Genomic DNA, 11,044 nt, shown 5'->3' with positions numbered 1-11,044 from the left:
CTCTGCGGAGGGCATATTTTCATTTGAGGATAACTATGAAATTTTGTCTCTTGGCTGTTGTTGCCACGGTTTCTTTTTATACCCATGCCGCCAATGTAGTGCTGGATGGATTAATTCCAGGCGTCGGCTCGATGGAAAAGCAGGTGGTCAGCATCAAAGAGAGAAAGTTTCAAAACGTCGTGCGCCAGCAAACCGACTTTTCTTGCGGCGCGGCTTCGTTGGCCACTCTGCTTCGCTACGGCTATGGCGTGGATACCGATGAGCAACAGGTGATGAATGGGATGTTCCAAGTCGCTGATGCTGAGACGGCCAGGAAGCTCGGTTTCTCGATGTTAGATATCAAAAACTATGCTGAGCAAGGATTGGGTATGCGCGTACAGGGCTACAACATTCCTGCTGAAAAGTTGGTGGAGTTGCCCATTCCAACCATTGTCTTGGTTGATATTAAGGGTTACCGACATTTTGTGGTGTTAAAGCGGGTAGATAGGCAGGGCAATGTCTATATCGCCGACCCAGCATTGGGTAACTTGATTTTATCACTACAGCAGTTTGAGCAGAGCTGGCAAGGGGTGGTATTGGCCATTGTAGGTCAGGGGTACAACCAAAACTCTCCGTTGGCGACACCGTCACCACCGGTTACCGTCCGAGCACTGGATGATCAGTTTGCGCCAGTTACGGCATTTAATTTGATGGACTTCGGTTTCACAGCCGCTGAGCTATTTTAGAAGGGAATACGATGAAAGTGAGATACTTGGCAGCGTGTCTTCTCGTGACTTTTCAAGTACAAGCAAAAGTCGATTGGGATGGAATGCGTGCCACTTTGGTTGATACACAACAATTGTCGGAAATGCGAGGAAAATACCGAGTCTCTCGCTCTGGAGAGGACCTCTATTTTGGCGTTAGGATGTTAACGCATTGGAGTGACAGCAATGGTTCAGGTAGCGCAGGTATGGATGTGGTCATTGAAGGCAATCAGGTTAGTGTCCGTGCACATGATGGCAGTGAAGTGGGCGGCGAGGTAGATAGCAAGGGTATCCATCAAAACGGTTCTGGTATGGTTCAGTTGGTGCAAATTGCGGGCAACGGCAATTCGGCATCTAACCAGTCGGAGCTTAAGGTGGTCGATACTCGTCAACTCGATGGTTCGGCTGCTGGTGGCGGCTCTCAAGTGCAATACTATCAGGTGTCTGGGCAAGACAATCGTGTTGGTTATAAGGTGACCATAGGCGAGAGTATTGCCATCCAAGAAATTCGCAGTTTAAAGTCGGCCCATGGAGCGTATCAAGGGATCAAGATCCTCGACAATGACCTAGTGGTACAAAACAAAATGTTGATGGAAGTCAAACTTCCCAAGTCTTGGGCGGAAAATAAACAACTGCGTGTATCTCATTCATTACTCAGAGGATTGTAGCTAAGGAATAAAGTGCATAGTCGTCTTATCTCATATATGACACAACTTTATTTAGCAAATTAAATTAACATCAGGCGAGTTCATATTCAGGAGGTAAATATGAAAAAGGGCTCGCTAACGATAAGCTGCGCCATGATGGCGTTAAGTCCTGTTGCTGTTGTTTCTGCAAACGAGCAAATCGACGCTTTAGCCAAGCAACTTGCTGAGCAAAAAGCGCTAAACGCGAGTTTGAAAGCGGAGTTACAGCAGCAGCAACAATTAATGCAGCAGGTGATTCAAGCGGTCAACAATCACCAGCAGGTATTAATCAATCATCAGGACAATATTGATACTCTGGTTGAAAAAAATCAGCGTGTGTCGGCAGAAATGCAGTCACAACTGCCCGAGCCACAGCAGCCGGTTGCTCAGACGAGCAAAGTGGCGGTTAGCGCAGACTCACCAGCCATTCAGCCTCGACCTGAAACTAAGGTCGCCGCCGCCAACGAGCCCGCTCCCACGGCAACAAATCCTCCCGCCCAAGAGAGTGCACCTAAAAGTCGCAGTGCAGAAGATGTTTACCAAGAAGCCGGTAACGTGTTTACCCGCAAGTTTACTTTGGAAACCGCTTTTCGCTATAGCTACTTTGACCGCAAAGACCTATCGCTCAGTGGCTTCTTAGCACTGGATTCAATCTTCTTAGGTGATATCAACCTCGATCGCGTTCGCTCTAATACCTTCAATGTTGACTTTACCGGTCGATATACCATTAACGACCGTTGGCAGGCTGAGCTTAGCATTCCAACCGTTTATCGTTGGTCTGATTATCAAACCGTCGGTCAAAACAACTCCAGTGACGGTTTAGAGTCTGGCAAAGTCGACAGCTCAGGCATCGGCGATATTAGTGCAGGTATCTATTACCGTCTGCTCAAAGAGACTGAGGATATGCCTGATCTGGTATGGAACTTAAGGTTAACAGCGCCAACTGGGAAAGATCCTTACGGTATTGCCACCACCTCGTCAGATTCAGGAAACCTAACGATTCCAAATGAACTCCCCACAGGTAACGGTGTTTGGGGATTGGGCACCGGGATTTCGCTGGTAAAAACGTATGATCCTGCAATTGTCTTTCTTAACCTCAATTACAACCACCAGTTTGAAGAGAGCTTCTCGGATATCAGCAGTGCACAAGGGAACCAAGCAGGAAAAGTCAAACTTGGTGACAGCTGGGACTATGGGCTCGGTGTGGCCTTTGCTATCAGTGAGCGTATGAGTTTAGCCATTAACTTTAGTCAGTCGATGAGTCGGACCTCGAAGCAAAGACTTGATGGGGGCGACTGGCTAGAAGTCATCGGCAGTGACAGCAATAGCGCGACCTTAGGTATTGGTTCGACCATGGCTTTGACACAAAACTTAAGTATGGTGACTCAAGTGAGTTCTGGCTTGAGTGATGATGCGGCTGATTATGCTATCAGCGTCAGATTCCCTTACCGTTTCTAATTAATCTGGCGAAGGCATAACAATATGAATAAAGACAACAACACCATGTCGATTTTGGTGATTTCGCAAGATTTCCAATTGTGGTCGAGTATCCTCTCAGAGCAGAACTGGAGTTATCGGATTGTCACATCTTTCGACACCGCTAGGCAGATAATGAATGAGGTTGAACGCTTTGTACTAGTGTTTGATTTTTCTTGCGGTCGCTACAAATGCTCCGAGTTGGAGTCAGTCAATGGGATTGGCAAAGGGATACGCACCATCGCCTATCTAGACAAACGCCAGCGCGATCAACTAACCGTCGAGGAGCTGGCCTATGTCTCATACTACTGTGTCGATTATTACACTAGCCCACTGCCTAAGGAAATGGTGATCAGAACCCTTGGGCATCAAGTGGGGATGCTAAATATTCATAATGGTAAACAGACTCAGACATTGGTTAGTGGCAGCGCGCATACGGTATCTGATTTAATTGGCCAATCTACAGTCATGCGTAAACTCAAACAGCAGGTTGCCAAAGTCGCGCCGACCGACGTCAATACTCTGATTTGTGGTGAGAGTGGCACGGGCAAAGAGCTGATCGCTCGCGCGCTGCACGATGCGTCTCCAAGAGCAGAACAAGCCTTTGTTGCGGTGAACTGTGGTGCGCTTAACGAACAATTGATCCACTCTGAACTATTCGGGCATGAGAAAGGTGCGTTTACGGGGGCGAACAGTAGCCGAGTTGGCAAAATTGCTTTGGCTGACCAAGGCACTTTGTTTTTGGATGAGATCGGTGACTTGCCGTTATCACAGCAGGCGAATCTGCTGCGCTTTTTACAAGAGGGAACCATCGATGTACTTGGGGCAACGGAACCGCTAAAAGTGAACGTTCGAGTGGTCGCTGCTACGCACGTCGATCTTGAAATGGCCATCGCTGAAGGGCGTTTTCGCCAAGATCTCTACTTTAGACTCAATGTGTTACGTGTTAGTGCGCCTCCGCTTCGTGAGCGTGGTGCTGACATTCTGTCGTTGGCGGATTACTTCCGCCACAAGTTCAGCAATGAATATGGTTGCCAAGTCCACGGATACGACGAGGCTGCTCAGCAAGTCTTGATGAACTACACTTGGCCTGGCAATGTCCGAGAGTTGATTAATATTATTAAACGCGCGGTGTTGATGAATGAATCGGGCTATATCACCGCGCAAGATCTCGATATTCAACCCAAGCGTAGCGTAAACCACGTGACGTTAGATAAGCACGAGTCGTTGCGTTCAGCGCTGGAGCTGCATGATGGCAATGTACTTGAAGCGTCCAAGTATCTTGGCATCTCCCGCGCAACGGCTTACCGGCTGATTGATAAGTATGATCTAAAAGCAACGCTCAACCGAGCGCGCGGTCAACACTTTGGCGTACTCGGTTAACTCTGCTCTGCGTAATCTTGATACTTGCTGCGTTTTTCGCTGTACATTCTCTCGTCGGCGAGCAACATCAAATGGTTGATTTGCTTTGCATCAATAGGAAAGCATGCCGCACCAATACTGGTGCTCATTTTAATATGCGAATCGTCAATGGCGATCGGTCGGCCAACCTGCTGGTGCAAGGTCTCGATCAATTGTTGCAACTGATGCCGCGATAGATCTTGCGCAACAATCGCGAATTCATCGCCGCCAATCCGATAGCTGTCAATCTGCATCGTATTCAGTCTTGATGCTATGGTTCTCAACACTCGGTCTCCTGCTTGGTGGCCGTAGTGATCGTTAATCGGTTTAAAGCTATTGAGGTCGAGCAGCAAGAAACTGAACGGTGTTTGGCGCTCGATGCGTGCCGAGAGATCTTCAAACAGTGCCAGCCGGTTGCCGATACCCGTTAAGGTGTCGGTAAGTGATTGCTGCCGATGGATTTGCGACTCTTTGTGCAGGATATAAGTCACCAAGACTACGCCGAAGACAAGCAACAGCAAGGTCGTGAGCAGCACACCGTTGAGCTTTTTCGCTTGTGCCAGTTGATTGATATAAGTAGGGCTTTGCACTCTAAAATGCGTGTTGACATACTCAATCATGCTCAAGTAGATGGCGTTCAGCTCTTCGGTGAGAGAAGCGGCGTAAGTCGGTTGGTTGATGAGTTCGATCTGTGACTCAAGCTGTTTGTATTGATTAAATAGATGGGTAAAAAACGCCATGGCGCCCGGCAGGTTGATAAAAGTCTCCGCTTCTCTGCTGGTGAGTAGAATGTCAAAACGGCTCCAAGTCAGTTCATATTTCAGCAGCGCTTTTTGATAAACCTCGGGGTCAAGGTGCGCGTAAGGCAAAATGGCATTCAGTTCAGAAAATTCTTTGTTTAACTGGAACAAAAACCAGGTCGCTTGGCTTTGCTGCTCAGTAAAAGACTCGACATGCTGACGGGTGGCAGAAACCACGTAGAGGTTGGCAAAGATCATCACTCCACTGAGCAGTAACAGCAGATATTTAGCGCGTTTCAGTAGAAAAAGTTGTTTATGCCTGTCGTTATTCACTCTGCTCTCTTTTGTGTATCAAAATTTCATCGATTTGCCACACCATCTGTGCATGATACCCGGGGTGATCAAGCTGTTGGTGCTTGTCTAGATTAAAGACCAGCCAATACGGACCTTTATTGCGAATTTTTATATTTTTGTGGTCCATTTGATATGCCACTATGGGTTGATAGCGTTGGATATCTTCAATCACAGTCGTTGCGCCGTAGTCATTGAGCGCGATAAAGGAGACAGCACTGGCGTCATTAATACTGAGGTGGTCGAGCAAGTCGCTTACTTTGAAGCCACTAAAATGACGAGACTGTTCAAACCAGGGCAAGTGAGTGGTGAACTCTGTAACGGGAAACTGATCGACAATCGCTTGATGATCTAACGTGACGGGAGGTTGCTGGTCAATTCGAATGACCAAACCGTGACTAAAGGCTTGGAAGGCAACCGCCCACATCAATAAGGTACAGACCAATCTCACTGAGCCCCTCCGCAAGTCTCTTAATTAACAACTTTGTTAGTAAGTATATGCTGAACTGATAATAGAGAGAACGATTATATTGCGAGAGTGAGAATTTGCGGGTATCAGTTTAGAGAATGGCGAACAAAAAAAAGCCCCTTGCGGGGCTTAGATGAGTTAGAAGATGAGGTGTGCAACCCCGGCAATCACGGGTAGGGTGATTAAGGTACGCAGAATAAAGATGGTAAATAGCTCAATTAGGTTGACCGGAATGCGGCTTCCCAACAGCAGAGCACCCACCTCAGACATGTAAATAAGCTGTGTGACCGACATTGCCGCAATCACGAAACGTGTCATTTCATTGTCGATAGAAGCGGCTAGAATCGCTGGAATAAACATATCTGCAAAGCCGACCACAATCGTTTCAGAGGCTGCAACGGCTTCAGGTACGCCAAGTAGCTCCAAGAATGGAATAAACGGTTGACCTAGAATGCTAAATACTGAGGTGTATTCTGCAATCACTAGGGCGATGGTACCCAGACCCATCACCACAGGTAACACGCCGAACACCATGTCGATCGCGTTACGTAGGCCTTCAGAAAACACGCTGCGAACCGATTTCACCTGAGCGGCTTTATTCAAAGCCAAGTTCATGCCCCAAGAGAAACTGGTGTGTCCGTTTGGAATGGCATCTGCATCGCTATCAGGCTTAGTACCGTCAATGAAGGTGTCGCGTTTTAGACTCAGAGGTGGCAGGCGAGGGATAATCACCGCCGCAACAAAACCTGCTAAACAAATGGCACCATAGAACGGCAGGAACAAGTGCTCTAGCTCTACCTGTGCGATCACCACCAAACTAAAGGTGATAGAGACTGCAGAGAAGGTTGTGCCTACTACCGCTGCTTCACGTTGGGTGTAGAACTTCTCTTCGTACTGTTTGCTGGTCAGCAAAATACCGACTGAACCATCACCCAGCCATGAAGCCATACAGTCGATCGCACTGCGTCCTGGTAAGTTGAACAGTGGGCGCATGACTTTACTTAGCAAGGTGCCAAACAGCTCCAAAAGGCCAAAATTGAGTAGTAAAGGAAGGAGTAGGCCGGCAAAAATGAATACAGAGAAAAGGGTTGGTAGCAATCCTTCTAATACCAGTCCACCTGTGTTCTCTTCCCAGATCGCTTTAGGGCCGAACTGGAAAAAGGTCATGATCACGGCTGCACCACCGATTAAACGGACCGCAAGCCAAAGTGGGGTTGGATTGAAAAGGCCGTTAAGAAATGCATTGTTGGCGATAAAAGCAGGCGTTTTGATACGGCATAGCACCGACGCTACTGCCATAAAAGCAATGACTGCAGTAATAATGTGAACGAGGAAATCACCAAACAGAGCCTGAATCGATTTCGCCAGGACAGCGACAGGGATCGTGATGTCGCCTTGATAGCTGATCGGAGCCATAAATAGAAACAGACCGATCAGTGAAGGAATTAGGAACATCCAGAAAGTGGCTTTGCCTACTTTGGCTTGTTCAACAGATTGAGCGCTATTTTGCATATACTTCTCGAGTTACAACTAGTTAATATCTCAGCCACTCCATGTGGCATAGTTATTCACTAAACATCCATATCTTATCAAATTGGCGCAAGAGTAATCGCTTTTCACGTTGCTTGCAATACTATTCAATAAATATCGCTAAATATTCATGATAAAACGTCGAATAATTAGTCATACTTAGTTTAATGTGTCGAGAATGTTAATTTGTTTGAATTTCTGTTTCAAGTGGGATGTTCGAATTAGTGATTTGTTTGTTGATTGGCGATAAACAGCCAGTAAGTGATAGCGAGTGCCAATGCTAGTCCTACTGGAACAAGCAGCGCACTGATAGCGTAGTGTGCATAAAGGTTTGCGCCGACGACACCGCCCACTAAAAAGCCACAGAAGATAAACAAAAACAGCTTCGCTTTGCGAAAGTCGAAGCTCTCTCCCCTCAGTTTGGCGCCAATCATAATACCAAGGTCGGTAATGATCCCTGTCATATGAGTGGTGCGCACGATGGCACCACTGAAAGTAGTGATCATGGCATTTTGCAGACCGCACGCCGCCGAGGCAAAGTACTGTCCGCTCTGAAAATCATGTTTAAGCAGGTAATACGCACTGGCGAGTAACCCGCTTTCTATGCATAAAGCCACGCCATAACGACGCCCTAGCTTTAGTGCAGCGCCTTCGATGAAAGTGCCACTGAGCGTCGCACCCAACAAGAAGTTGACGATGATGAGTAATAGGTGGGTAGTCTGCTGGTTGAACTCGGATATGGACGTGCCCAGTAGCGTTACTGTGCCGGAAATATGAGAGACCGCTTGGTGCTGAAAGCCGAGTAGCCCGATGGCGTTGACAATGCCAGCCAATAAAGCGAGTAGAAAAGCGCCATATTCTACCCAGCGTGGAAGTCTAGAAATCACGATGCGCTCCTTTAAATGAGGGGCGCAATTATAGTCTTACTAAACATCAACGAATAGGGTTTACGGTAAAAAACAACGAACGAAATTAGGTGTTGGGTTCGAGTTGACAATCAAATTTCACCCAACCACTTTTACGCTGTAGGTATATCGAGACGCCCGGGGCAGGAAAGGTTTTGTCATTGTATCTCCTTGAGTTAGCCTGCTAACATACTGAACCTAACAATGATTACTGAAGAAACCTCACCTCAAATGAAAAAACGCTGGTTACCCATCCCGTTGATATTATTGATACCTATTGTCCTGCTCGTGATTGTGACCGCGGCGGGTTTATATCGATTTAGCTTATCCGATGAAGAAATTTTAGCTAAGTTTCCCAATCAAGCACCACGAAATGATGCAATTATGGGCGAGGTGTTTGAACGGGCGACGGCGAACCCATGGACAATCCAAGTGCCAGAGAGCCAGGCGTTCAGTTTTATCAGCGACCAAGTGGCGCCAGGCGTTTACCGTGGCAGCTATGAAGAAGGGGCGGAGCGAGGCGATATTGTAGTAGACACTCAGTATCTGCGCCAAATTGATGAGACGCGTTACCTGCATCCCATCGTGGTGAGTAATCAAGGCTCTGGACGCTTTACCTACTTAGCGCTGAGTCAGTACGACAGTTTCCGCCAACGTATGGTCAGCACCGAAGCTGAGTTTATTGGTGATCGAATTGTGCTCAAAGATATTGAGCAAAAAGGAAATTTAGTCACGGTCACAATTCAAGAACGTGATGCTCATCAATCTATGGCAGAGGAACCGAGCCAAATAACCACTATACTGTTCAAATTGACCGAACAAGATAGTTTGGCAAAGCAATAGTTATGCGGCTAGCCTCCGGTATTGAGTATGTGTGATGTATTGCTTATTATTTAACCTAACAAGTTATGAGATGGACCTTAATTGTCGTTAATGGAGTTAAATATGATCAATAAACGTTTTTTCAAAACCAAAGATGAGGTCGAAGTGACCTTTGAACTCGATGCCGCGCAGGTGAACCAATCCGTGTCGATAGTGGCAGACTTTCTCGATTGGCAACCTGCCGAAATGAAGCGAGTCGCTAAATCAAAGAGCTACAAGTTTAAAACCCGCTTACCCAAAGATCAGCATTTCGAGTTTCGCTACTTAGTTGATGATGAAAAGTGGGTCAATGACCCGCAGGCAGACCAGTACCGACCAAACGGTTTTGGTGAAGACAACGCGTTAGTGTCGACTTATCAGTAATTGTTATGGTTTTGACCTTTTAGGTTAAATTCTGTCAATAGAGGCGCATTTTGCGCCTTTTTTTATTTGAATTTGACTCATGTCAGATGACAACGCAGATAGAAATTCGTACTCTTAGGCCTTTGGTAATTTCAATGATTAGGTCAAATTGTGCAGTCTAGAAGTTTGAAGTCTCGCTTCCAAGGGCTATCGCGGCCAAAGAAGATGATGGTACTTAGCTTGCCTATCCTTGCTGCGATTTCCCTCTCTTCTCCGGAAAACGGCCATTATCAACGCACCATTGATCTCTCTCTTCCTGAATCGAGCCTGGTGAATGACATCCTTCAAGAGAGTGATGTCATCGCAGATGTGCCCAACTATGAGTACACCATTCAAAAAGGCGACAACCTCAGCAGCATTTTTCAGCAGCTAGGCTTTGGCTACAGCGAGCTGATGAAAATCATGGAAACGGACCTCAACTTTCTGGCGTTAGACACCTTGAAACCGGGCAACGTCTTACGTTTTTGGCGAGATGAGGAGACACAAGCGCTGGGGAAAATGGAGCTTGAGTTTAGTTTGGTCGAGCGCGCGGTTTATACGCGAATGGATGACGGTAGCTATGAATTTAGTGATGTCACCATACCGGGTGAGTGGAAATCCTTTGCGATGGTCGGCGAGATCAACGGAAGTTTTTCCCAATCTGTAAACACACTTGGACTGGGCAAAAGTGAAATAGAGCAGGTGGTGAGCTTGCTTAAAGATAAAATCAACTTCGCCCGTGATTTACGTGCAGGTGACCGTTTTGAAGTGGTTCAGTCTAGACAGTTTGTCGGTGAGCAGTTAACCGGCAATCGCGAGATTCAAGCGGTTAAGATTTACAATCGCGGTCGAGTGTTATCGGCGTACTTGCATAGCGATGGCCAGTACTATGACGCCAAGGGTGACAGTTTGCAGCGCGCGTTTCAACGCAGACCTGTTAATGGCGGCTATCGCTTAAGCTCAAACTTCAACCCTAACCGAAAACATCCGGTGACTGGGCGAGTTGCGCCACACAATGGCACCGACTGGGCGACGCCAACTGGAACGCCGATAGTGTCAACAGGTGATGGGGTAGTGGTGATGACACGTAAACACCCATACGCCGGCAACTACGTGGTGATCCAGCACGGAAGCCGTTACAAAACCCGTTATCTGCACTTGAGCAAAATCCTAGTCCGCAAAGGACAGAAGGTGTCGCGTGGACAACGTATTGGCCTTTCTGGTGCGACAGGGCGAGTGACAGGGCCGCATATTCACTATGAGCTGATCGATCGTGGTCGTCCAGTCAATGCGATGAAGGCGAATATCCCGATGGCAAACTCGGTACCCAAGCAGCAGATGGCCGCATTCAAGGCTAAGCGTGATGAGATGGACAAGATGTTGCAGCAGCGTGAAATTGAGCTGGCGCAGCAGACGAAACCGCAAACTACGAGTTAATGTAAAAAAGGCTTCCAATCGGAAGCCTTTTTTCATCGTAGAT

General features: G+C 47.2%; 11 protein-coding genes. 7 read left to right on the top strand and 4 right to left on the bottom strand.

The window, feature by feature from the left end; genetic code table 11:
• Positions 1-35 precede the first annotated feature (35 nt).
• The 4 genes from MTO69_RS15660 (at position 36) to MTO69_RS15645 (ending at position 4,288) form a co-directional block, all read left to right on the top strand.
• Positions 36-725, top strand: coding sequence for a C39 family peptidase (locus tag MTO69_RS15660; protein WP_248335380.1), 690 nt, complete (start codon positions 36-38; stop codon positions 723-725).
• Between the two features lie 11 nt (positions 726-736).
• Positions 737-1,411: a hypothetical protein gene (locus MTO69_RS15655; RefSeq protein WP_248335378.1), complete on the top strand. Its 675-nt coding sequence runs from the start codon at positions 737-739 to the stop codon at positions 1,409-1,411.
• Positions 1,412-1,510: 99 nt separating this feature from the next.
• Positions 1,511-2,887 carry an autotransporter outer membrane beta-barrel domain-containing protein gene (locus MTO69_RS15650; protein WP_248335376.1) on the top strand — a complete coding sequence of 459 codons (1,377 nt, stop codon included), beginning with the start codon at positions 1,511-1,513 and terminating at the stop codon, positions 2,885-2,887.
• Between the two features lie 24 nt (positions 2,888-2,911).
• A complete protein-coding gene (locus MTO69_RS15645) occupies positions 2,912-4,288 on the top strand; it encodes a sigma-54 dependent transcriptional regulator (protein WP_248335375.1) in 1,377 nt (458 codons plus the stop codon).
• Here MTO69_RS15645 and MTO69_RS15640 read toward each other — a convergent pair.
• The 4 genes from MTO69_RS15640 to MTO69_RS15625 all read right to left on the bottom strand — a co-directional run bounded on the left by MTO69_RS15640 (position 4,285) and on the right by MTO69_RS15625 (position 8,283).
• Positions 4,285-5,379, bottom strand: coding sequence for a GGDEF domain-containing protein (locus tag MTO69_RS15640; protein WP_248335373.1), 1,095 nt, complete (start codon positions 5,377-5,379; stop codon positions 4,285-4,287). The two genes, MTO69_RS15645 and MTO69_RS15640, sit on opposite strands and share 4 nt — an antisense overlap.
• Positions 5,372-5,848 (bottom strand): hypothetical protein, encoded by a 477-nt coding sequence (locus MTO69_RS15635; RefSeq protein WP_248335371.1) that lies wholly within the window; start codon positions 5,846-5,848, stop codon positions 5,372-5,374. The genes MTO69_RS15640 and MTO69_RS15635 overlap by 8 nt, the downstream gene beginning before the upstream one ends.
• A 156-nt stretch (positions 5,849-6,004) precedes the next feature.
• Complete coding sequence (locus MTO69_RS15630) at positions 6,005-7,378, bottom strand: YjiH family protein (protein WP_248335369.1); 1,374 nt, start codon at positions 7,376-7,378, stop codon at positions 6,005-6,007.
• Positions 7,379-7,617: 239 nt separating this feature from the next.
• On the bottom strand, positions 7,618-8,283 hold the full coding sequence (locus tag MTO69_RS15625) for a YoaK family protein (protein ID WP_248335367.1): 666 nt from the start codon (positions 8,281-8,283) through the stop codon (positions 7,618-7,620).
• A gap of 222 nt (positions 8,284-8,505) precedes the next feature.
• Between MTO69_RS15625 and MTO69_RS15620 the strand changes: the two genes are divergently transcribed.
• The 3 genes from MTO69_RS15620 (at position 8,506) to MTO69_RS15610 (ending at position 11,001) form a co-directional block, all read left to right on the top strand.
• Positions 8,506-9,144 (top strand): hypothetical protein, encoded by a 639-nt coding sequence (locus tag MTO69_RS15620; protein ID WP_248335365.1) that lies wholly within the window; start codon positions 8,506-8,508, stop codon positions 9,142-9,144.
• A gap of 102 nt (positions 9,145-9,246) precedes the next feature.
• Positions 9,247-9,546 carry an isoamylase early set domain-containing protein gene (locus tag MTO69_RS15615; RefSeq protein WP_248335363.1) on the top strand — a complete coding sequence of 100 codons (300 nt, stop codon included), beginning with the start codon at positions 9,247-9,249 and terminating at the stop codon, positions 9,544-9,546.
• 204 nt (positions 9,547-9,750) lie between these two features.
• Positions 9,751-11,001: a peptidoglycan DD-metalloendopeptidase family protein gene (locus MTO69_RS15610; protein WP_248335653.1), complete on the top strand. Its 1,251-nt coding sequence runs from the start codon at positions 9,751-9,753 to the stop codon at positions 10,999-11,001.
• Positions 11,002-11,044: the final 43 nt, after the last annotated feature.

The sequence above is a fragment of the Vibrio sinaloensis genome (genome assembly GCF_023195835.1).
Taxonomy (GTDB): domain Bacteria; phylum Pseudomonadota; class Gammaproteobacteria; order Enterobacterales; family Vibrionaceae; genus Vibrio; species Vibrio sinaloensis_C.
This window is presented reverse-complemented; position numbering and strand designations above follow the sequence as displayed.